Origin of the sequence: Mycolicibacterium houstonense (assembly GCF_900078665.2) — a bacterium.
GTDB classification, from domain to species: Bacteria; Actinomycetota; Actinomycetes; order Mycobacteriales; family Mycobacteriaceae; genus Mycobacterium; species Mycobacterium houstonense.
Map to the genome: position 1 here is coordinate 902,142 of NZ_LT546207.1, position 21,682 is coordinate 923,823.

At 66.8% G+C, this 21,682-nt stretch carries 15 protein-coding genes, 1 tRNA gene and 3 pseudogenes; 15 read left to right on the forward strand and 4 right to left on the reverse strand.

Annotated elements, in window-relative coordinates:
* The 5 genes and pseudogenes from BN4332_RS35350 to BN4332_RS04490 all read left to right on the forward strand — a co-directional run.
* Positions 1–639: pseudogene (locus BN4332_RS35350) on the forward strand (AMP-binding protein); the annotation flags it as partial.
* Positions 603–1,793 (forward strand): annotated as a pseudogene (locus BN4332_RS35355) (condensation domain-containing protein); the annotation flags it as partial. The pseudogenes BN4332_RS35350 and BN4332_RS35355, both read left to right, overlap by 37 nt.
* Before the next feature lie 106 nt (positions 1,794–1,899).
* A pseudogene (locus BN4332_RS35360) lies at positions 1,900–4,215 on the forward strand (condensation domain-containing protein); the annotation flags it as partial.
* Positions 4,210–9,525: a non-ribosomal peptide synthetase gene (locus BN4332_RS04485; protein WP_435405186.1), complete on the forward strand. Its 5,316-nt coding sequence runs from the start codon at positions 4,210–4,212 to the stop codon at positions 9,523–9,525. The pseudogene BN4332_RS35360 and the gene BN4332_RS04485, both read left to right, overlap by 6 nt.
* A 102-nt stretch (positions 9,526–9,627) precedes the next feature.
* Entirely contained in the window at positions 9,628–10,236 is a 609-nt protein-coding gene (locus BN4332_RS04490) for a hypothetical protein (RefSeq protein WP_066897364.1), read from the forward strand.
* A 25-nt stretch (positions 10,237–10,261) separates the two neighbouring features.
* Here the strand turns inward: BN4332_RS04490 and BN4332_RS04495 are convergent, their stop codons facing one another.
* Complete coding sequence (locus tag BN4332_RS04495; protein ID WP_066897365.1) at positions 10,262–10,936, reverse strand: methyltransferase family protein; 675 nt, start codon at positions 10,934–10,936, stop codon at positions 10,262–10,264.
* 160 nt (positions 10,937–11,096) lie between these two features.
* Between BN4332_RS04495 and BN4332_RS04500 the strand changes: the two genes are divergently transcribed.
* On the forward strand, positions 11,097–11,441 hold the full coding sequence (locus tag BN4332_RS04500) for a hypothetical protein (RefSeq protein ID WP_066897366.1): 345 nt from the start codon (positions 11,097–11,099) through the stop codon (positions 11,439–11,441).
* 8 nt (positions 11,442–11,449) lie between these two features.
* Here BN4332_RS04500 and BN4332_RS04505 read toward each other — a convergent pair.
* Positions 11,450–11,523, reverse strand: a tRNA-Leu gene (locus BN4332_RS04505).
* Positions 11,524–11,606: 83 nt separating this feature from the next.
* Between BN4332_RS04505 and BN4332_RS04510 the strand changes: the two genes are divergently transcribed.
* The 7 genes from BN4332_RS04510 to BN4332_RS04540 all read left to right on the forward strand — a co-directional run bounded on the left by BN4332_RS04510 (position 11,607) and on the right by BN4332_RS04540 (position 17,965).
* On the forward strand, positions 11,607–12,233 hold the full coding sequence (locus BN4332_RS04510) for a two-component system response regulator PdtaR (RefSeq protein ID WP_066897367.1): 627 nt from the start codon (positions 11,607–11,609) through the stop codon (positions 12,231–12,233).
* A 197-nt stretch (positions 12,234–12,430) separates the two neighbouring features.
* Positions 12,431–13,645, forward strand: coding sequence for a branched-chain amino acid ABC transporter substrate-binding protein (locus BN4332_RS04515; RefSeq protein ID WP_066897368.1), 1,215 nt, complete (start codon positions 12,431–12,433; stop codon positions 13,643–13,645).
* An 83-nt stretch (positions 13,646–13,728) separates the two neighbouring features.
* A complete protein-coding gene (locus BN4332_RS04520; protein ID WP_066897369.1) occupies positions 13,729–14,766 on the forward strand; it encodes a branched-chain amino acid ABC transporter permease in 1,038 nt (345 codons plus the stop codon).
* Positions 14,763–15,965 (forward strand): branched-chain amino acid ABC transporter permease, encoded by a 1,203-nt coding sequence (locus BN4332_RS04525; RefSeq protein WP_066897370.1) that lies wholly within the window; start codon positions 14,763–14,765, stop codon positions 15,963–15,965. The genes BN4332_RS04520 and BN4332_RS04525 overlap by 4 nt, the downstream gene beginning before the upstream one ends.
* Before the next feature lie 8 nt (positions 15,966–15,973).
* Positions 15,974–16,816, forward strand: a complete 843-nt coding sequence (locus tag BN4332_RS04530) for an ABC transporter ATP-binding protein (RefSeq protein WP_066897476.1) — start codon at positions 15,974–15,976, stop codon at positions 16,814–16,816.
* Positions 16,800–17,549 (forward strand): ABC transporter ATP-binding protein, encoded by a 750-nt coding sequence (locus BN4332_RS04535; protein WP_066897371.1) that lies wholly within the window; start codon positions 16,800–16,802, stop codon positions 17,547–17,549. The genes BN4332_RS04530 and BN4332_RS04535 overlap by 17 nt, the downstream gene beginning before the upstream one ends.
* Before the next feature lie 89 nt (positions 17,550–17,638).
* Positions 17,639–17,965, forward strand: coding sequence for a YnfA family protein (locus BN4332_RS04540; RefSeq protein ID WP_066897477.1), 327 nt, complete (start codon positions 17,639–17,641; stop codon positions 17,963–17,965).
* A 5-nt stretch (positions 17,966–17,970) separates the two neighbouring features.
* Here BN4332_RS04540 and BN4332_RS04545 read toward each other — a convergent pair whose 3' ends face one another.
* The gene (locus tag BN4332_RS04545; protein ID WP_066897372.1) at positions 17,971–18,858 is read right to left on the reverse strand and encodes an SCO6745 family protein; all 888 of its coding nucleotides are present in this window, start codon (positions 18,856–18,858) and stop codon (positions 17,971–17,973) included.
* Between the two features lie 8 nt (positions 18,859–18,866).
* Positions 18,867–19,583 carry a FadR/GntR family transcriptional regulator gene (locus BN4332_RS04550; RefSeq protein ID WP_066897373.1) on the reverse strand — a complete coding sequence of 239 codons (717 nt, stop codon included), beginning with the start codon at positions 19,581–19,583 and terminating at the stop codon, positions 18,867–18,869.
* Between the two features lie 122 nt (positions 19,584–19,705).
* Here BN4332_RS04550 and BN4332_RS04555 point away from each other — a divergent pair, with 122 nt between their 5' ends.
* Positions 19,706–20,221, forward strand: a complete 516-nt coding sequence (locus BN4332_RS04555; RefSeq protein ID WP_066897374.1) for a gluconokinase — start codon at positions 19,706–19,708, stop codon at positions 20,219–20,221.
* On the forward strand, positions 20,218–21,666 hold the full coding sequence (locus BN4332_RS04560) for a GntP family permease (protein WP_066897375.1): 1,449 nt from the start codon (positions 20,218–20,220) through the stop codon (positions 21,664–21,666). Before BN4332_RS04555 ends, BN4332_RS04560 begins: the two co-directional genes overlap by 4 nt.
* Positions 21,667–21,682: the final 16 nt, after the last annotated feature.

Genomic DNA, 21,682 nt, shown 5'->3' on the forward strand with positions numbered 1-21,682 from the left:
CTGGGAGTGCTGAAAACCGGTGCGGCGTATGTGCCGATCGATCCGGCGGTGCCCGATGCCCGGGTGGAGTTCGTGGTTGCCGATTCGGGTCCGGTGGCCGCGGTGACCACCGCCGATCTGGCCGATCGCCTCGACCGACATGGCTTGCCGGTGATCGTCATCGACGACGCCGCGGTGACCGCTCAGCGCAGCACCGCGCCGCGCGCCGCCGCGGCGCCTGATGACATCGCGTACCTGATCTACACGTCGGGCACCACCGGTGTGCCCAAGGGCGTGGCGATTCCGCATCGGAATGTCGCCCGCCTGCTCGACGCGATCGATCGGGACGTGAAGTTGTCGGCCGGTCAGGTGTGGACGCAGTGTCATTCGTTGGCGTTCGACTTCTCGGTGTGGGAGATCTTCGGCGCGCTGCTGCACGGCGGGCGGCTGGTGGTGGTGTCCGATTCGGTGGCTCGGTCACCCGAGGATTTCCACGCCCTGTTGGTGGCTGAGCGGGTAAGCGTGTTGAGTCAGACGCCGTCGGCGTTCTACGCGCTGCAAGCCGCGGATGTGGCCCGGCCGGAGAACCGGTTGGTGCTCGAGGCGGTGGTGTTCGGCGGCGAGGCGCTCGAACCGCCGCGGCTCGCACCCTGGTTGGACNCGCCACGCCGACGCTGGTCGCGCCGGGCCGGACAGCCGCGGGACGGCGTGCCACCGAATCGTTCCGGCTGCCCGCCGAGACGACCCGGGCCGTGAGCGAACTCGCACGCGCACAACACACCACCGCCAACACGGTGTTGCAGGCCGCGTGGGCCCAGGTGCTGATGTGGCTCACCGGTCAGCACGATGTCACGTTCGGGGTCGCGGTCTCGGGTCGGTCGGCCGAGGTGGCAGGTGCGGGTTCGATGGTGGGCCTGCTGATCAACACCGTGCCGGTTCGCGCCACCATCACACCGGCCACCACCATCGCCGGTCTGCTCGACGCACTGCAACGCCAGCACACCGACACCCTCGATCATCAACATTTGGCGCTCAGCGAGATCCACCGGGCGATGGGTCACGATCAGCTGTTCGACACGCTGTTCGTCTATCAGAACTATCCGGTGGAGACGGTGGCGTCGTCGATGGGCGATGGGCTGGCCATCACCGCGGTCAACGGACGCGAGTACAACCACTATCCGCTGACCATGCAGGCGATGCCAGGTACCGAACTGGTTCTGCGAGTCGAATTCGACACTGATGTGTTCACCGCGAAACGCGTGAACAAGATCGTCGCTCGGTTCCAGCGAGTGCTGGACGCCATGACCGGGGAGGAACCGCGATCGTGACTGCCGAGGCCAACCGGCGATTGTTGTCGATGGATCTCGATGACGACGATGAACTCGAGGAACTGGACGAGTGGGGTAACCGGGCCGCCCTGACCGGGACGATGTCACCGTCGGGAACGATTCCGGAATTGTTCGCCCAGCAGGTGATCCGTGATCCGGGGGCGGTGGCGGTCAGTTCCGGCGGCTGCCACATCACGTACGCCGACCTCGACCAAGCCGCCAACCGGTTGGCGAACGTGTTGATCGAGCGCGGTGTCGGGCCGGGTCAGCGGGTGGCGTTGGTGTTCTCCCGGTCGGTGGAAGCCGTCGTGGCGATCCTGGGAGTGCTGAAAACCGGTGCGGCGTATGTGCCGATCGATCCGGCGGTGCCCGATGCCCGGGTGGAGTTCGTGGTTGCCGATTCGGGTCCGGTGGCCGCGGTGACCACCGCCGATCTGGCCGATCGCCTCGACCGACATGGCTTGCCGGTGATCGTCATCGACGACGCCGCGGTGACCGCTCAGCGCAGCACCGCGCCGCGNCGCCGGCTTTCTACGCGCTGAAAGCCGGGGTTGTGGCCGGGCCGGAGAACCGGTTGGTGCTGGGGGCGGTGGTGTTGGGCGGCGAGGCGCTCGACCCGCCGCGGCTCGCACCATGGTTGGACCGCCACACCACATCACCGCGGTTGATCAACATGTACGGGATCACCGAGACGACGGTGCATGCCTCGTTCCGTGAGATCACCGCCGCCGATGTGGACAGTGCGGTCAGTCCGATCGGCGTGCCCTTGGCGGATCTGGCGTTCTTCGTGCTCGACGATTGGCTGCGCCCGGTACCGGCGGGTGCGGTGGGCGAGTTGTATGTCGCCGGTGCGGGTTTGGGGTACGGCTACGTCGGGCGCGCACCGTTGACCTCGACGCGATATGTGGCGTGCCCGTTCGGTAGTCCGGAAATGCCGGCCACCCGGATGTATCGCACCGGCGATCTGGTCAGGTGGGGTACCGATGGGCAGTTGCAGTATCTGGGCCGGGCCGACGAGCAGGTCAAGATCCGTGGATATCGCATCGAGTTGGGGGAGATCCAGGCGGCGTTGATGGCGCTGGACGGGGTCGAGCAGGCGGTGGTGATCGCTCGTGAGGACCGTCCGGGTGACAAGCGTCTGGTCGGCTACATCACCGGGCCGGCCGACACTGCTCTGCTGCGTGACGCGCTGGGGGAGCGGCTGCCGGCCTACATGGTGCCGACGGCCGTCGTCGCAATCGAGGCGCTACCGTTGACGGTCAACGGCAAGCTCGACAAGAAGGCCTTGCCCGCACCGGAATACCAGCACACCGATGACTACCGGGCCCCGGCCACCCCGACCGAAGAGATCGTGGCGGGCATCTATGCCGAGATCCTCGGCCTGGACCGCGTCGGCGTCGCCGACTCCTTCTTCGATCTCGGCGGGGATTCGCTACAGGCCATGCGCCTGGTCGCCGCGCTCAATCGAACCCTGGACGCCGGCCTGGAAGAGCGGGTCGTCTTCGACGCTCCGACGGTCGGGGAGTTGGTACTTCGCATCGGTGGCGGCGCCGGCAACCACCAGCCATTACTGGCCGGTGAGCGACCGGAGCTGATGCCGCTGTCGTTCGCGCAGAGCCGGTTGTGGTTCATCGACCAATTGCAGGGCCCCTCACCGGTGTACAACCTGGCGGCCGGGTTGCGTCTGTCCGGATCGCTCGATGTCGATGCGCTGGGAATGGCCATCGCCGATGTCCTGGAGCGGCACGAGAGCCTGCGTACCTTGTTCCCGACGGTCGACGGGACGCCTCATCAGCTGATCGTTCCGCCGGATCAGACCGGGTTCACCTGGGACGTCGTCGACGCAGGCGAATGGTCGCCAGAGCGGTTGCAGCAGGCCGTCGAGGACACCGTGCGGCACGGATTCGACCTGAGTGCCGAGATCCCGTTCCTGGCAAAGATTTTCCGCGTCACCGACGACGAACACGTGCTGGTGGTCGTGGTGCATCACATCGCCGCAGACGGGTGGTCGATCACCCCGCTGGTGGCCGATCTGGGCGTGGCCTACGCCGGGCGGTGCGCCGGGCACGCACCCGGCTGGGCGCCGCTGGCAGTCCAGTACGCGGACTACACGCTGTGGCAACGTGCGCAGCTCGGCGATCTCGAAGACGCCGACAGCCGGATCTCCCAGCAATTGAGATTCTGGACCGATGCCCTGGCCGGAATGCCCGAATGCGTGGCGTTGCCGACCGACCGCCCCTATCCCTTGGTGGCCGACCAACAGGGCGACCGCATAGATGTGGACTGGCCGGCCGAGCTGCAGGAGCGGGTGGCCCGCCTGGCCCGCGATCACAACGCCACCAAGTTCATGGTGGTCCAAGCGGCGCTGCTGACCCTGTTGTCGAAGCTGAGTTCGAGTTCCGATGTGGCGGTGGGATTTCCCATCGCCGGGCGTCGTGATCCGGCCCTCGACGAGCTGGTCGGGTTTTTCGTCAACACCTTGGTGCTGCGGGTGGATCTGGCGGGAGACCCGACTGTCACCGAGGTGCTGGCTCAAGTACGTGCCAACAGCCTCGGCGCCTTCGAACACCAAGACGTGCCGTTCGAGGTGCTCGTCGAGCGGCTCAATCCGAGCCGGTCGCTGACCCATCATCCGCTGGTGCAGGTGATGATGGCCTGGCAAAACGTTCCCGGCCAGGCCGGCGGGTCGGGTGGTGCACTGGCACTCGGAGACCTGCAGGCCACCCCGCTGCCACTGGACACGCACACGGCACGCACGGACCTGTCGTTCTCGCTGGCCGAGCGTTGGACCGAAACCGGCCAGGCCGCAGGAATTTCCGGGACGGTGGAGTACCGCACCGATGTGTTCGACGCCACCACGATCGAAGCCCTGATCGCCCGGCTGCACCGTGTGCTCGAAGCGATGGCAGCGGATCCGGCCCGACGATTGTCGGCCATCGACGTGCTCGACACCGACGAACAGATGCGCCTGGACTTGGTGGGCAACCGCGCGACGCTGACCAGTCCTGAGCCTCAGCCTGCCTCGATCCCGGCCTTGTTCGCGGCACAGGTGGCGCGGGATGCCGATGCGGTGGCGGTCAGCTCCGACGGAAGTCACGTCACGTACGAAGATCTCGACCGGGCCGCGAATCGTCTGGCTCGCTTGCTGATCGAGCGTGGCGCCGGGCCGGGGCAGCGGGTGGCGGTACTGCTCTCCCGGTCGGTCGAGGCGATCGTCGCCATTTTCGGAGTCCTCAAGTCCGGCGCGGCGTATGTGCCGATCGATCCGGCGGTGCCCGATTCACGGCTCGAATTCGTCCTGGCCGATGCCCAACCCGCGGTCGCGGTCACCACCAACGATCTGGCCGACCGCCTGGCCGGGCACCCGGTGACGGTCATCGCCGTCGACGACGCTGCGGTGGCCGGCCAGGGGGACAGCGCGCCGCCCCTGGGGCCGACACCGGACGACATCGCCTATGTGATCTATACCTCGGGCACCACGGGTGTGCCCAAGGGCGTGGCGATTCCGCATCGCAACGTGATTCGGCTGCTGCGGGCGTTGGATGCGGATCTCGAGTTGTCGGCCGGTCAGGTGTGGACGCAGAGTCATTCGTTGGCGTTCGACTTCTCGGTGTGGGAGATCTTCGGGGCCCTGCTGCACGGTGGCCGGCTGGTGGTCGTGTCCGATTCGGTGGCTCGGTCACCCGAAGATTTCCACACCCTGTTGGTCGATGAGCGGGTCAGCGTGTTGAGTCAGACGCCGTCGGCGTTCTACGCGCTGCAAACCGCGGACGAGTTGTCGCCCGCGTCCGGGTCCGAACTCGAACTTGAGCTGGTCGTCTTCGGCGGCGAGGCGCTGGACCCGACAAGGCTGGGCGACTGGCTGGAAGACCACCCGGTACTCCCGCGGTTGATCAACATGTATGGCATCACCGAGACGACGGTGCATGCCTCGTTCCGTGAGATCACCGCCGCCGATGTGGACAGTGCGGTCAGTCCGATCGGCGTGCCACTGAAGCACCTGGCCTTCTTCGTGCTCGATCGCTGGCTGCGTCCGATGCCGGTCGGTGTGGTGGGCGAGTTGTATGTCGCCGGTGCGGGTTTGGCGGCCGGGTACGTGGGTCGGTCTGGATTGAGTGCGTCGCGGTTTGTGGCGTGTCCGTTCGGCGCGCCGGGTCGCCGGATGTATCGGACCGGGGATCTGGTCTGCTGGCGCGCGGACGGTGAGTTGCAGTATCTGGGCCGGGCCGATGAGCAGGTCAAGATCCGTGGGTACCGCATCGAGTTGGGGGAGATCCAGGCGGCGTTGATGGCGCTGGACGGGGTCGAGCAGGCGGTGGTGATCGCCCGTGAGGACCGTCCGGGCGACAAGCGCCTGGTGGGCTACCTCACCGGCTCCGCCGATCCATCGGCCGCCCGCGCCGCGCTGGCGGACAAACTCCCCTCTTACATGGTGCCCACGGCCGTCGTCGCGGTCGACGCGCTACCCCTGACGGTCAACGGCAAACTCGATATTCGCGCGCTGCCCGCGCCCGAATACCAGGACGTCGACCACTACCGGGCGCCGGCCACCCCGGTTGAGGAGATCCTGGCGGGCATCTTCGCCCAGGTTCTCGGGCTGGAACAAGTCGGTGTCGACGACTCGTTCTTCGACCTCGGCGGCGACAGTATTTCGGCGATCCAGGTGATCTGGCGCGCCCACAGTGCCGGCCTGACCGGTCGTCCACGCGACATCTTCGTCCAGCAGACCGTGGCCCGGCTGGCGCGGGTGGTCCGGTTGGCCGACGGCTCGGGCCGGGTGATCGACGACGGGATCGGCCCGGTGGTGGCGACTCCGATCATGCGCTGGCTCAAGAGCCTGGAAACGGCTGACGGCCCGATCGACGAGTTCAACCAGACCGTGGTGCTGCAGGCTCCCGCCGGAGCCGGCGAGGACGACATCGTAATTCTGTTGCAGGCCTTGTTCGATCGCCACGGCATGCTTCGGTTGCGCGCGGAGGACGACGGAGCCGGTGGATGGACGATGAGCGTGCCCGAGGCCGACGCGGTTGACGCCCGCGCGCACCTGCACACCGTCGACGTGTTGACCGAAGACGCCCTGGCGGCGGCTCGTTCGCGGTTGAATCCGGCGGCCGGGGCGATGCTCAGCGCCGTGTGGAGTTCGGCTACGGGCCAATTGGGACTGGTGGTCCACCATCTGGCCATCGACGGCGTGTCGTGGCGAATCGTGTTGGAGGACCTGAACATCGCCTGGACCCAGCATCGTGGCNCCGTGGTGCTGCAGGCTCCCGCCGGAGCCGGCGAGGACGACATCGTAATTCTGTTGCAGGCCTTGTTCGATCGCCACGGCATGCTTCGGTTGCGCGCGGAGGACGACGGAGCCGGTGGATGGACGATGAGCGTGCCCGAGGCCGACGCGGTTGACGCCCGCGCGCACCTGCACACCGTCGACGTGTTGACCGAAGACGCCCTGGCGGCGGCTCGTTCGCGGTTGAATCCGGCGGCCGGGGCGATGCTCAGCGCCGTGTGGAGTTCGGCTACGGGCCAATTGGGACTGGTGGTCCACCATCTGGCCATCGACGGCGTGTCGTGGCGAATCGTGTTGGAGGACCTGAACATCGCCTGGACCCAGCATCGTGGCGGTCAGCCGGTGCTGTTGCCGCCGGCGGCAACGTCGTTCACGGGGTGGGCGAACCTGCTTGCCGAGCATGCCCGCCACCCCGATGTGGTCGCCCAGGCCGGCACCTGGCGGCAGGTGACGTCGGTCCCCGCCGCGTTGCCGGCGCCGCAACCCGCCGAGGATACGTTCGCCACGGCCGGATATCTGACCGAGTTCCTGGACGCCGAGACCACCCACATGCTGCTCGGCGATGTACCGGCGGCATTTCACGCCGGTGTGCACGAGATCCTTTTGATCGCTTTCGGTTTGGCGTGGGCGCAGTACTTGGGCACCGAGGGCGCGCCGATCGCCATCGATGTGGAGGGGCACGGCCGCCAAGAGGAATTGGGCGGCGCGGTCGACTCCGAGATCGACCTGTCGCGCACGGTCGGATGGTTCACCACCAAGTACCCGGTATCACTGAGCTTCGGCGGCCGCGGCGGCGGGCTGCGCTGGACTCAGGTGGTGGCCGGGGATGCCGCGCTCGGGGCGGTGATCAAGGACGCCAAGGAGCAGCTGCGCGCGCTGCCGGACGGCCTGACCTATGGCCTGCTGCGCTATCTCAACCCCGACGTGGACCTTCCCGGAGCCGATCCTGTCATCGGCTTCAATTACCTCGGACGGCTGGGATCCCCGGCAGCCTACGCGTCGGGTGACGTGTGGCGCTTCAGCAATGAAGGCCTGTCGCTCACCGGCGCCGCCGGGGCCATTCCCATCGCGCTGGCCCATTCGGTCGAGCTCAACGCCGTCACCATCGACACCGACACCGGCCCGCATCTGAATGCCACCTGGACGTGGGCGCCCACCGTGCTGGACCGCACGGCCGTCACCCGGATCAGCAGGCTGTGGTTCGACGCCTTGGCGGGAATCTGCGCTCATGTCAGACGCGGCGGCGGCGGGCTGACACCGTCGGACATCGCACCGGTTCGGTTGAGCCAGCAGCAGATCGACGCCCTGCACGACGCAGATCCCATCGCCGACGTGTTGCAGCTGACGCCCTTGCAGCAGGGCCTTCTGTACCACGCCGGCATCGCGAACAGCTCCGGCGACGATGTCTATGCGGTGCAGCTGGATCTGGCGTTGAGTGGACCGCTCGACGTGCACCGGCTCCGGGATGCCGTGCAGACGGTGGTCGGCCGACATCCGCATCTGGCCGCCCGCTTCTGCCCACAGTTCGAACAACCGGTGCAGGTCATTCCCGCGGATCCGGTAGCGCCATGGCGATATATCACGTTGGACAGCAACGGGATCGGTATCGACGAACAGATCGAGGAGATCTGCGCGGCCGAACGTGCCGCAGTCTGCGACCTGGAGAACCAGCCCGCGTTCCGGGCCGCCCTGATCCGTGTCGCCCACGACCGGCACCAGTTCGTGCTGACCAATCACCACATCGTCCTGGACGGTTGGTCGATGCCGATCCTGATGCAGGAGATCTTCGCCGGGTACCAGGGGCTGCGGTTGCCCGCGGCGTCGCCGTATCGCAGCTTCACAACGTGGCTGGCTGAACGCGATCACCAGGCCGCTCACGCCGCGTGGGGCGAGGTGCTCGCCGGATTCGACACCCCGATCCTGGTCGGACCGCCGCAGCGGCTGCGGTTCGGGGAGCGTCGCGTTTACTCGTATCGGTTGCCTGCGAAGACCACGCGCGCAGTCACCAAGCTGGCGCGAACGCATCACACCACCGTCAACATGGTGTTGCAGGGCGCCTGGGCACTGCTGCTCAGCTCACTCACCGGCCGATCGGACGTCGCGTTCGGCACCGTCGTGTCGGGCAGGTCTGCCGAGGTCGACGGCGCGGATTCGATGGTCGGTCTGCTGATCAACACCGTGCCGGTACGGGCCACCTTCACGCCGGACACCACCACGGCCGATCTGCTGGATCAACTTCAGCGTGCCCACAACGACACGCTTGAGCACCAGCACGTGGCGCTCAGCGACATTCACCGCATCACCGGCCAGGACAGCCTGTTCGACACCGTCTTCGTCTACGAGAACTATCCGATCGAGGGCGGCACGCCACCCGGTGGCGACGGGCTGGCCATCACCGGGTTCAGCAGCCGGGACTACTACCACTACCCGATCTCGGTGCAAGCCGGGCCGGGCCGCGAGCTGGAACTCCGCGTCCAGTACGACACCGACGTGTTCGACGCGGAGGCCATCGAAGCGCTGATGGAGCGGTTCAAGAAGGTCCTGGGGGAGATGACGGCCCATCCGGGGCGCCGCCTGTCGTCCTTCGACCTCCTCGAAGGCTCGGCACGGCCGCGACCCGCCGGCTGGGTCGGTGGGGCTGAGCCCGAAGCCGCGGCAGCCTCCGACGTGGGTGCGACCGGCGATGCCTACCGTCCGCCGGCGACCTTGATCGAGCAGATCGTGGCCAGCATCTACGCCGAGGTACTCGGCGTGCACCGGGTCGGGGTTCAGGAGTCGTTCTTCGAGTTGGGCGGCGATTCGATTTCGGCGATGCGTGCCATCGCCGCGATCAACGGCGCCCTCGACGTCGAGCTGACGGTCCTCACGCTGTTCGACTTCCCGTCCGTGCGCGGCTTGGCCCAGCAGTTGGAGAACACGCCGGCGCAGTAGGGCGACGGTTCGTCGCGTGCGCATCGGACCTCGGGTATGAAGGTAGGCGCCCGCGATTCGCCCCGTTGATCGTCGGCCGAGCGGAAAGGTGCATCGACAGCGGTGGATGGCCGAGCCCCTACCTCACGGGCGGTCTCGATCGCCGCGCAGGAAGACTACGGTGACTACCGGCTCTCGTACCGCGTCAATCGTGCCCACGACAGGCGTATGCAGGTGGCCCTGCTTCTACTGCTCGTCGCGCCGTTCCCGTTTCTGCAGATGGCATACGAGGCCTCGCCGTGGAGCGGCAACGCAATGGGTCCCTCGACGTCCGGCATGTTGGCCTCGGGCATCACCGGCCTGCTGTTCCTCGGCCTGGCGCTCGTCGTAGCAGTCCCGCTGCTGACCGGTATGGTCCGGGGCAGGGGCGCCCACCTGCACTTTTTCGAACGAGGAGCCATCGCCGAACGCGTCCGTGGCCACCTCTACGCCTGGCCATATCAGCGCGCCACCGTCCGCTACGTCTGTTGGCGCGAGTCGAATGACGGCCAGTGGCGTGACCGTCCCCAGATCTGGGTCACGTTCCACGAGGACGACGAGACCATCTGTTTCGATGGACTCGCCCCGTCGGACCGGGCCGGGTTGCCGCACATCGCACGCGAATTCGGCATCAGCGATCAGCCTGAACACGTCGACGAGGTCTACCGGAACACGGCGCCCACACCGTTCTGACGCGGGGGTGAGCATGGCGCAAGCATCACCACATATATGGCACCAGTCGGTAGCGGGCCTTCTGCGCGTACTCGCGGTATCCGTCCAACTCTTCGACCAGGAGCTTCTCCTCATCGCGGATGCGGATGACGAGCATGGTCAGGCCGGCCACTACGGGCAGGAGCCCCCAATACGAGCCGAGCGCGAGGGGGAAGCCGATGATCGTCAGCAGGTTGCCGGTGTACATGGGGTGACGCACCACCCCGTACAGGCCGGTCGAGACGACCTTCTGGCCTGATTCCACCTGAACCGTGGAGGCCGCGAAGCTGTTCTGGATGACCACCAGGCTGGTGACCCCCAACCCGACGACCACCAGAACATCACCGGCCACGCAGATCGCGGTCGGCACCGCCGACCAGCCGAATCGATGGTCCAGTGCGCTGATCACCACCATGGCCGCCAGCGACAGGTACCAGGCGCCGATGAGGACCTTCTGCAGCATCCGGGTTTCGGCGGCCGGGCCGGCGTGCTTCCGGCGCCGGTGCGCCTCGGGATCTGCGCGCTGCAGGAAGATGCTCGGGATCCAGGTCGACAACGCGAACACCGCGAGAAAAACCCAGGCCTGCCAGAAGTCGAGCGTTCCGGCGAGCGAGAACAGCACCAGGCCGAATACGAAGAGTTCGACAACCCCGAATGCCACTACTCTCGCAACGGCTTTCACGAATCCTCCTGTCGGGCACCGCAGCGCCGACGATCGGCGGCCACAACGAAGCGCAGGCCTAAACTACCGTCGCTCACACGGGCGCCGGGTGGGATTGGCGCCAAGCAATAGCCGGCGGTGCTCACCTTGTCGCCGGACCTCTGCCGTAGCGTGCGGTCGCATGTATGAACTTCCCGATGACCGAGGGAAGATCGCCACCACGGTCGCCGCGGCGTCGGCTTGCGTCCTGCTCGCGTCGTTCCTCGTGCTCTTTCTCGTCATGAGGAGTGACGCGCTGACGTCGAATATGATGGGCGGCCGCTACCCGTCGACCGGGGCGGCGATGCGGACGCGCGGGGGAGCGGCGCTCAGCGTCGTGCTCGCGGTAGTCGGCTACGGCGGGCTGGTCCGGGCCGCGGTCCTCCGCAAGACCAGCGTGGTGAGAGTGCTGAGGGTGCTGTTCGGCGCCGCGCTCGTGGGATATCTACCCGTCGCGCTCTTCGTCTGCCTCACTGCTTTCCAGTGACGATGCGGTGCCCTCGGTGAGATTCGAACTCACACTGTACGGGTTTTGAATCCGTTTCCTCTGCCAGTTGGGATACGAGGGCGTCTCGATCAGTACTGCGGCCTACCACCATAGAGGATGCCCCCGCGGTCGCCGAACAGCGGCCTCCACGACACAATGTTCCCCATGACCGGCTCACCGACAGACGCAGACCGACCCCGCCGCGTGCTCGTCGCCGAGGATGAAGCGCTCATCCGCCTCGACCTCGCCGAGATGCTGCGCGAGGAGGGCTATGAGGTGGTCGGTGAGGCCGGCGACGGCCAGGAGGCCGTCGAGCTCGCCGAGTCGCTGCGCCCCGACCTGGTGATCATGGACGTCAAGATGCCGCGTCGTGACGGCATCGATGCCGCCTCCGAGATCGCCAGCAAGCGCATCGCCCCGATCGTGATCCTTACCGCGTTCAGCCAGCGGGAGCTGGTGGAGCGCGCCCGCGACGCCGGGGCCATGGCGTATCTGGTCAAGCCCTTCAACATCACCGACCTGGTTCCCGCCATCGAGGTGGCGGTGAGCCGGTTCAGCGAGATCGCCGCGTTGGAGAACGAGGTCGCCACCCTGGGCGACCGGCTCGAGACGCGCAAGCTGGTCGAGCGGGCCAAGGGTTTGCTGCAGAGCAAACACCAGATGACCGAGCCGGAGGCGTTCAAGTGGATTCAGCGGGCCGCGATGGACCGCCGAACCACCATGAAACGGGTGGCCGAGGTGGTGCTGGAAACCCTCGAGGACGCCAAGGAAGAACCCGCCCAAGAGAACTGATCGACCGGCCCGGTTGTTAATTGTGGGTTTCTGCCGGGCCGAAATTGCGCGTTCAGCCAGTACGAGCTGACGGAGCATTCCTTCAACATCCCGCACTCGGGCCGGTGGTTGGCTATGTTCTACCCCGAAGCTCCGGCGCCCCCCTTCAGAAGGTCAGGGCACCGGTGCCGCCGACAACTCTGACCCGGAGGTGAAGCGTGCGCGGTCGCGTGGCACGGAAAGCATTTGCTCTCGGAAGTGCGGGTGTGGTTGCCCTGGCGATTGCCGGTTGCAACCAGTCGGCGCCGGGGGGAGGCGAGGCATCGCCGACCGATCTGAAGATCGTCGAGAAGGTTCAGATCGACGAGAACGGTGCCGAGGTCAAGGCCGCCGAGGGGGTCACCCCCGCCGATCCGGCGGGAGACGGCAAGGCCACCTGCCCGCCGGTGATGATCGGCATGATGGGCGCGCTCAACGGTCCGGATGCCGCTTTGGGCATCAACATCAAGAACGGCGTGCAACTCGCGATCGACAAGCACAACGCCGCCAATCCCGGCTGCCAGGTGCAGCTCAAGAGCTTTGACACCGAGGGCGACCCGCAGAAGGCCACCGGGGTGGCACCGCAGATCGTCGACGAGCCGTTCATCATCGGCCTGGTCGGACCGGCGTTCTCCGGAGAGACCAAGGCGACCGGCGACGTCTTCAACCAGGCCGGGCTGGTGGCCACCACGGCGTCGGCCACCAATGTCACCCTGAGCGAGAACGGGTGGCGGACCTTCTTCCGCGGCCTGGCCAACGACGGTGTCCAGGGCCCCTCGGTTGCCAACTACCTGAAGAACACGCTCGGCCACAAGAAGGTGTGTGTGGTCGACGACAGCACCGACTACGGACTCGGCTTGGCCGAGGCGGTACGCGAAACCCTTGGCCCGGTGGCGGATTCGGCGTGCAACATCTCGGTGAAGAAGGGCGACAAGGAGTTCTCGGCGGCCGTCACCCAGATCAAGGGTGCCGCCCCGGAGTCGGTGTTCTACAGCGGCTACTACTCCGAGGCCGCGCCGTTCGTGCAGCAGCTCAAGGACGGCGGTGTGACCGCGACGTTCGTCAGCGCCGACGGCACCAAGGATCCCGAGTTCGTCAAGCAGGCCGGCGGATCGTCGCAGGGCTCGTTGCTGTCCTGCCCGTGCGGTCCGGCATCCGGAGCGTTCGCCGACGAGTACACCCAGAAGTTCGGCCAGGCGCCCGGCACGTACAGCACCGAGGGTTATGACCTCGGCACCATCCTGCTCAAGGGCATCGACTCCGGGGCCATCACCCGGCCGGCGCTGCTGGACTTCGTCCGCAACTACGACGGACAGGGCGTGGCCCGCAAGTACCAGTGGACTGACAAGGGCGAGCTGACCACCACCCTGATCTGGATGTACGAAGTCCAGTAGCCACCAGGCGAAACGCGTCCGAGACCGGCACCAGGACTCGGACGCGTTTCGCTTCACGACTCGGAGTCAGGAGCCGCCACCGGATGATCCACGAGTGCGTCGAGCAATCCGCCTGCCTGGCAGCCAATATCAGCTTCAACCTGGATGGCCTGCGAGACGGCTTCTGGCAGTTGACGATCGACGGCCTTTCGTGGGGCGCGATCTATGCGCTGGTGGCGGTGGGCTACACCCTGGTCTTCGGTGTGCTGCGCCTGATCAACTTCGCCCATTCCGAGATCTTCATGCTCGGGATGTTCGGTGCGTACTTCTGCCTGGACGTGATCCTGGGCTTCACCCCGAGCGGCAACGCCTACAACAAGGGCATCGCACTGACCGTGTTGTATCTCGCGATAGCGATGCTGTTCGCGATGCTGGTATCGGGTTCGGCCGCGGTCGGTTTGGAGCTCGTCGCATACCGGCCGCTGCGCAAGCGCAACGCCCGCGCGTTGACCTTCCTCATCACCGCGATCGGCATGTCGTTCGTGCTGCAGGAGTTCGTGCACTTCGTGCTGCCGAAGCTAATGAAGGGCTACGGGGGTAGTAACGCGCAACAACCGATCGTGCTGGTCCAGCCGAAGTCCCAGTTCACGATCTTCGGCGCCACCGTGTCGAACGTGACGCTGGTGATCGTGGGCGCGGCGCTGGTGCTCGCGCTGCTGACCGACATCGCGATCAACCGCACCAAGTTCGGACGCGGGATCCGCGCGGTGGCACAGGATCCGACCACGGCCACCCTGATGGGTGTCTCCCGGGAACGCATCATCATGCGGACCTTCCTCATCGGTGGCCTGCTGGCCGGTGCCGCGGCGCTGCTCTACACCCTCAAGGTGCCGCAGGGCATCATCTACTCGGGCGGATTCCTGCTGGGCATCAAGGCATTCTCGGCGGCGGTGCTGGGCGGCATCGGCAATCTCCGCGGGGCCTTGCTGGGCGGTCTGCTGCTGGGAATCATGGAGAACTACGGGCAGGCGGTGTTCGGCACTCAGTGGCGCGACGTCGTGGCGTTCGTCCTGCTGGTGTTGGTGCTGCTGTTCCGGCCGACCGGCATACTCGGTGAAAGCCTCGGGAAGGCGCGGGTATGAGCGAGCAGCACGGTTCAGAGGCCGCCGGTTCGGTGACGAGAACACTGCTGGCCCCCGGCGATGCCCTGCGGGATTCGTGGTCGGGCCTGCCGCGGGTGGGCAAGTGGCTGGTCGGCGTGGTGGGGTTCACCCTGCTGGGCCTGCTGCCGCTGTTCACCCCGAGCTTCCTGAACACACCCGGCATCAGTTTCGGCGGCACCATGGCCCAGTTCGCGATGGTCGCCATCATCGCCATCGGCCTCAACGTGGTGGTCGGCCAGGCCGGTCTGCTCGATCTCGGCTATGTCGGCTTCTACGCCGTCGGCGCCTATACCGTCGCCCTGCTGACCAGTCCCGACAGCCCATGGAACAAGGTGGGTCCCGACGGGTTCTTCAGCAAGGACTGGGCCTGGCTGTCATGCGTACCGCTGGCCATGGCCGTCACCGCGCTGGCCGGCCTGATCCTGGGCACGCCCACCCTGCGGCTGCGCGGCGACTACCTGGCCATCGTCACACTCGGCTTCGGCGAGATCATCCGGCTGTTGGCCGACAACCTGTCCGACATCACCAACGGTTCGCGCGGGCTCAACCAGGTGGCCTATCCGCGGGTCGGGGAGAGCGAGAAACTGCCCAACGGGGTGTTCTCCAGCGGTAATTCGGCCGGTGAGGCCAACTACGGCACGTGGTGGTTCTGGCTCGGCCTGACCCTGATCGTCGGCATCCTGCTGTTGGTCGGCAACCTCGAACGCAGCCGCGTCGGCCGGGCCTGGGTGGCCATCCGGGAAGACGAGGACGCCGCAGAGGTGATGGGCGTCAACACCTTCCGGTTCAAGCTGTGGGCCTTCGTGATCGGCGCCGCGATCGGCGGGCTGTCCGGGGCGCTCTACGCGGGCCAGGTCCAGTACGTCGCGCCGCCGACGTTCAACATCATCAACTCGATGCTGTTCCTGTGCGCGGTGGTGCTCGGTGGGCAGGGCAACAAGCTCGGGGTCATCTTCGGCGCCTTCATCATCGTGTACCTGCCCAATCGGCTGCTGGGGGTGGAGTTCCTCGGGATCAACCTCGGTGACCTGAAGTACCTGTTCTTCGGCCTGGCTCTGGTGGTGCTGATGATCTTCCGCCCGCAGGGTCTGTTCCCGGTCCGGCAGCAGCTGCTGACCTACGGGCGATCGGCCCGACAACTGTTGCGCGGCAACACGGAGAAGGAGCCGGTGCTGTGACCGATCCCATGCCCGGTGCGACGGAGAGTGTCGAAGAACTGGCCGGGGTACACCGCGACATCCAGGCCGCCGAGGGGGAGGTGCTGCTGGAGACCCGGGATCTCACCGTCAAGTTCGGCGGTCTGGTGGCGCTGGACTCGGTGAGTTTCGACATCCGTCGCGGTGAGATCCTCGGCCTGATCGGGCCCAACGGCGCCGGAAAGACCACGTGCTTCAACGCGATCACCGGGGTGTACCGGCCGAGCTCGGGGTCGGTGACGTTCGACGGCGCCCCGCTGGGCCGGATCAAACGCCACCAGATCACCCGCCGTGGCGTCGCCCGCACGTTCCAGAACATCCGGCTCTTCGGCGAGATGACCGCGCTGGAGAACGTCATGGTGGGAACCGATGCGCGACACAAGACCTCGGTGCCGGGAGCCCTGGTCCGGTCGCCGCGGCACCGCCGCGAGGAATGGTCGGCGATCGAGCGGGCGGCGGCATTGCTCCACTTCGTCGGGATCGCGCACCGCGGTGAGGAGAAGGCCAAGAACCTGCCCTACGGGGATCAGCGCCGCCTGGAGATCGCCCGGGCCCTGGCCACCGAGCCCAAACTGTTGTGCCTGGATGAGCCGGCCGCCGGATTCAACCCGGCCGAGAAGGCGTCGCTGATCGAACTGATCCGCAAGATCCGTGACGACGGCTACACCGTGCTGCTGATCGAACACGACATGCGGCTGGTGATGGGCGTGACCGACCGCATCGTGGTGCTGGAATTCGGCCGCAAGATCGCCGAGGGCCTGCCACATGAAATCCGCGAGGACCCGAAGGTCATCGCCGCGTATCTGGGGGTGCCCGATGACGAACTCGGCTGAGACCGGCGGGCCGCGCGTCCTGCTCGAGGTGCGTGACGCGGTGGTGCACTACGGCAGGATCAAGGCGCTGCACGGGGTTTCGCTCGTGGTGCACGAGGGGGAGCTGGTCACGCTGCTCGGTTCCAACGGGGCGGGCAAGACCACGATGATGCGGGCGATCTCGGGTCTGCGGCCGCTGACGTCAGGCTCGATCTGGTTCGAAGGGCGTGACATCTCCCGGGTCAAGGCCCATCAGCGTGCCATCGACGGGCTGGTCCAGGCGCCGGAGGGGCGCGGCGTGTTTCCGGGCATGACCGTCGTGGAGAACCTGGAGATGGGTTGCTACGGGCGCAAATTCGCCACGCGGCAGGAGCATGTCGAGCGATTGGACTGGGTGTACGAGACCTTCCCCAGGCTCGCTGAGCGACGCACGCAGGTGGGCGGCACCCTATCCGGGGGCGAGCAGCAAATGCTGGCGATCGGCCGGGCGCTGATGGCCCGGCCCCGGGTGCTGCTGCTCGACGAGCCCTCGATGGGCCTGGCGCCGATGGTGATCTCGCAGATCTTCCGGATCATCTCCGAGATCAACGCCCAGGGCACGACGGTGCTGCTGGTCGAGCAGAACGCCCAGCAGGCGCTGAGCCGGTCAGACCGGGCCTACATCCTGGAGACCGGCAGTGTGACCCGCACCGGCAATGCGCGGGAGTTGTTGGCAGACGACAGTATTCGCGCTGCCTACCTCGGTGTCGCCTAACCCCTCGGCCCCGCGAGCGTGCGGCTCTGCCGACGACACGCCGCACGGAGTTCGGCATTTGCGCACGCTCAGGGCACGCTGAGGTGGTGATGGTGGCCAAATCGATCGTGCTGTTCGTGCTCGCCGCGGTCTTGGAGATCGGCGGCGCCTGGTTGGTGTGGCAGGGTGTGCGCGAGCATCGGGGCTGGCTGTGGGTCGGCGCTGGTGTGCTGGCGCTCGGTGCCTACGGGTTCGTGGCGGCGTTCCAGTCCGACGCGCACTTCGGCCGGGTGCTGGCGGCTTACGGCGGGGTGTTCATCGCCGGATCGCTGGTGTGGGGCATGGTGGCCGACGGCTTCCGCCCCGATCGATGGGACATCGCCGGCGCCCTGGTGGCACTCGCCGGCGTCGGGCTCATCATGTATGCGCCGCGCTGAGTCCGTCAGCTCAGATGGGCGCTGTCGTCGTCGAGCTCGCTTCGGTTCAGACCCATCGGGGTCGCCGCGGGCACGTCACCGGCAGCCACCACGTGCCGCGTGATCGGGGTCAGCACCCTGAACAGCGTGGCGACCTCGTCGTCGGTCAACGCTTCGAGGGCGCCCAGCGCCAAGGCATCGGTGCGATCTTCGACCGCCTGCTTGGCCTCGCGCCCGGCGGCGGTGAGTTGGCCGTCGCCGTCGAGCCAGCCACGTGAGCGCAGCCGGTCGACGTAGTGCTCCCACTGCTCATCGTCGTAGTCGCGGCTGCGCATGATCATGTCGCGCGGCACCCGGCCGGCCGCGGCGTGCAGCACGTTGGATTCCCGGCCACTGATCCCCTCGGCGACGAGCACGGCGATGTGGGCGTCGCCGCGCTGTTCACGCAGCAGTGTCGCCGCGTGCCAGAGCTTGGCAACGGGCTCGTCGGGCCAGGGCAGCGCCCGATTCGCCGCGTAGAGGGGCCGCCCGTCCAGCGGAGCCGTGCGGGCCGCCTTGGCCGCGAGGTCGGCGGCCTGACGGGTGGCGTCCGAGTCGGTCACCCCGGATCGGCGCAAGGCCGCCACGGCCGAACTCAAGCGCAACTCCAAGATCTGGGCCGGCGTGGACATCTCCCAGACCGCGGGCAGGGCTTTGGCCACCCGCTCGGTGGTGAAGTTGTAGAAGGCCGCGGCGACGACCTCGGGCGCCACCACGCCCAGCGGCGCCGAGCGGGCGGCGAAGTAGCCCATCCAGAACCCGCGATAGCCCACTCCGTCGAGCGCCGCGCGGCATTCCGGGGCGAAGTAGGTGACTCCGTGGACCGGCTCGAACCGGTCGAAGAAACGGCGTGCCAGTGCGGGAGAGCGACCCATTCTGCTAGTTAAACATCGTGGCTCTCGCGGTCGCTCACCGCGGTGGCGGCCTCGTCGATGATGGCCCGCATGGCCCGCTCGGCGGCATCCTCATCGCGCAGGCGGATGGCTCGTGCCACCTCGTCGTGCAGCGCGATGGCCGCCGGGTCGGGGGTATCCGGCATCAGGCCGTGCTGAGTGCGCCCGGCCAGGACCTCGGCCACGACGTCGTTGAGCGCCCGGAACATCTCGTTGCCGCTCGCCTCCAACAGTGTCTGATGGAAGAGCTTGTCCGCCAACAGGTATGAGTCGAGATTGCCGGACCGGCCATGGACCACCATGTCGGAGACAGCGGCGGCCATGATGCGGCAGTGGTCCGGATTGGCCCGGCGGGCGGCAAGAGCGGCAGCGGCCGGCTCGAAACCCCGCCGAAGTTCGGACAATGACGCGAGTTGAGCGGCGCGGTCACCGGCGTGCAGGCGCCATCGAATCAGCCTGGGGTCGAAGACGTTCCACTTTCGCGCGGGCAGGACGGTGATCCCGACCCGGCGTCGTGATTCCACCATGCCCATCGATTCGAGCACTCGGATCACCTCGCGGGCGACGCTGCGCGACACGTCGTGCTCGGCGCTGAGCCGGTCCAGGGTCAGCACCTGGTCGGCCGCGAGCTCACCGGAGACGATTCCGGTGCCGAGTGCGGTCAACAGGCTGGCATGCAGCGCGCCGACGTTTGAGGGCGAGGACACAGATACATCCTGTCATATCTGGCAGATCGCACCTTAAAAACAGATGTTTCGGCGGGATCGTTGCAAAAGTATGCCTTTTGCGCCATGATGTGTGACGGCAAACACATTCGTGAGGCGGTTTCATGGGGTCACCAGTCGTGGTCATGGGCGTATCGGGGTCGGGCAAGTCGACGGTCGGCGCGGCGCTGGCGCAGCGGATACGCGTCCCGTTCGCCGACGCCGACGACTTCCATCCGGAAGCCAATATCGCCAAGATGTCCGCCGGGCATGCGCTCGACGACGATGACCGCTACCCGTGGCTGGAAGCGATCGGAGAGTGGCTCGCCGACCATCACGACGGCGGGGTGATGAGTTGCTCGGCGCTCAAACGCAAGTACCGCGACCAGTTGCGCAGGCACTGCCGCGACGTCGTCTTCCTGCATCTGAGCGGATCGCCGGAGGTGATCCGCCGCCGTCAGGCCAGCCGACCGGGGCACTTCATGCCGCCCGCACTACTCGATTCCCAATTCGCGACGCTCGAGCCGCTCGGACCTGACGAGGACGGCATCGTCATCGACGTGGACCAGAGCATCGACGCCATCGTCGACGAATACGTAGCTCAAACGTCCACTGCGGCAACAGAACAGGAGAATCGATGACCTCGGAGCTCACCCACCTCGCGGCCGGGTCCGATCTGGTGGAGCCGGTGGCGGGCGGCGTCCAACTGGTGACGGCCGCTCTCGCCGGCATTGCGCTGATCGTCGTGCTCATCACGATCGCCAAACTGCATCCGTTCCTGGCTCTGATCTTCGGCGCGCTGACCGTGGGCGTGGTCGCGGGGGAGAACGTGGGCGACGTGCTCGCGTCGTTCTCGAGCGGGTTCGGCAGCACCGCCGCCAGCGTCGGCATTCTGATCGCGCTCGGTGCCATGTTCGCCAAACTCCTCGCCGATTCCGGCGGCGCCGACGAGATCGTCGACACCATCGTCGGGCACGCCTCGCCAAGGGCGCTGCCGTGGGCCATGGCGCTGGTGGGGGCGATCATCGGTCTGCCGATGTTCTTCGAGATCGGCTTGGTGCTGTTGATGCCGGTGATCTACCTGGTGGCCCGCCGTTCCCAACTGTCGTTGATCACGGTGGGCATCCCTGCCCTGGCGGGCCTGTCGGCCATGCACGGGTTCGTGCCACCGCATCCGGGACCGGTCGCCGCGATCTCGTTGCTCAATGCCGATCTCGGCGTGACGCTGGCCCTGGGCGTGCTGGTCGCGATCCCGACGATCGTGGTGGCCGGTCCGCTGTTCGGCAAGTTGGCCGGTCGCTGGGTGGTGCTGGAGGTCCCCGACCGTTTCGACAGCCCGGACACCATGGGCAACACAGACGCCACGGCAACCGGTTCCGGCGACGGTGGCACCGCCACCACCACCGAGACCCGGACACGACCGAGCTTCGCAATCACCATGTTCAGCGTTCTGCTGCCGGTGGCGCTGATGATGGGCAAGGCGCTCGTCGACATCTTCGTCGACGACGAGTCACAGTTGCTGCGTCAAACGTTCGACATCCTCGGGCAGCCGCTGATGGCGTTGTTGATCGCGGTCGTGGTCGGGATGTTCACCCTCGGTGGCGGTGCCAGGATGACCCGCGACCAGATCGTGAAGAGCATCGAATCGTCGCTGCCACCCGTGGCCGGCATCATCCTGATCGTCGCCGCCGGTGGCGGTTTCAAACAGGTTCTGGTCGATACCGGGATCGGCACCCTGCTCGCCGAATGGGCCAAGCAGGCCAATCTGTCGGTGGTGCTGCTGGCCTGGGTGTTGGCCGTATTGATCCGGCTGGCCACCGGGTCGGCCACCGTGGCCACCATCACCGCGTCGTCGCTGATGCTCGGCCTGGTCGAGGGAATGAGTCCCGGCCAGGTATCACTCGTGGTGCTTGCGGTGGGCGCCGGATCGCTGTTCTTCTCACACGTCAACGACGCCGGATTCTGGCTCGTGAAAGAGTATTTCGGGATGTCAGTCGGCCAGACGATCAAGTCCTGGTCGCTGATGGAGACCGCGTTGTCGGTGGCCGGTCTGGTTGTCGTCCTGCTGCTGGGCTTGGTGATCTGAACCCGTAATGCCACGC

Coding starts and splice junctions, on each gene's coding strand:
- BN4332_RS04500 (WP_066897366.1), top strand. CDS start 11,097: ATGTATGAACTTCCCGATGACCGAGGGAAGATCGCCACCACGGTCGCC.
- BN4332_RS04510 (WP_066897367.1), top strand. CDS start 11,607: ATGACCGGCTCACCGACAGACGCAGACCGACCCCGCCGCGTGCTCGTC.
- BN4332_RS04520 (WP_066897369.1), top strand. CDS start 13,729: ATGATCCACGAGTGCGTCGAGCAATCCGCCTGCCTGGCAGCCAATATC.
- BN4332_RS04525 (WP_066897370.1), top strand. CDS start 14,763: ATGAGCGAGCAGCACGGTTCAGAGGCCGCCGGTTCGGTGACGAGAACA.
- BN4332_RS04530 (WP_066897476.1), top strand. CDS start 15,974: ATGCCCGGTGCGACGGAGAGTGTCGAAGAACTGGCCGGGGTACACCGC.
- BN4332_RS04535 (WP_066897371.1), top strand. CDS start 16,800: ATGACGAACTCGGCTGAGACCGGCGGGCCGCGCGTCCTGCTCGAGGTG.
- BN4332_RS04540 (WP_066897477.1), top strand. CDS start 17,639: ATGGTGGCCAAATCGATCGTGCTGTTCGTGCTCGCCGCGGTCTTGGAG.
- BN4332_RS04545 (WP_066897372.1), bottom strand. CDS start 18,858: ATGGGTCGCTCTCCCGCACTGGCACGCCGTTTCTTCGACCGGTTCGAG.
- BN4332_RS04555 (WP_066897374.1), top strand. CDS start 19,706: ATGGGGTCACCAGTCGTGGTCATGGGCGTATCGGGGTCGGGCAAGTCG.
- BN4332_RS04560 (WP_066897375.1), top strand. CDS start 20,218: ATGACCTCGGAGCTCACCCACCTCGCGGCCGGGTCCGATCTGGTGGAG.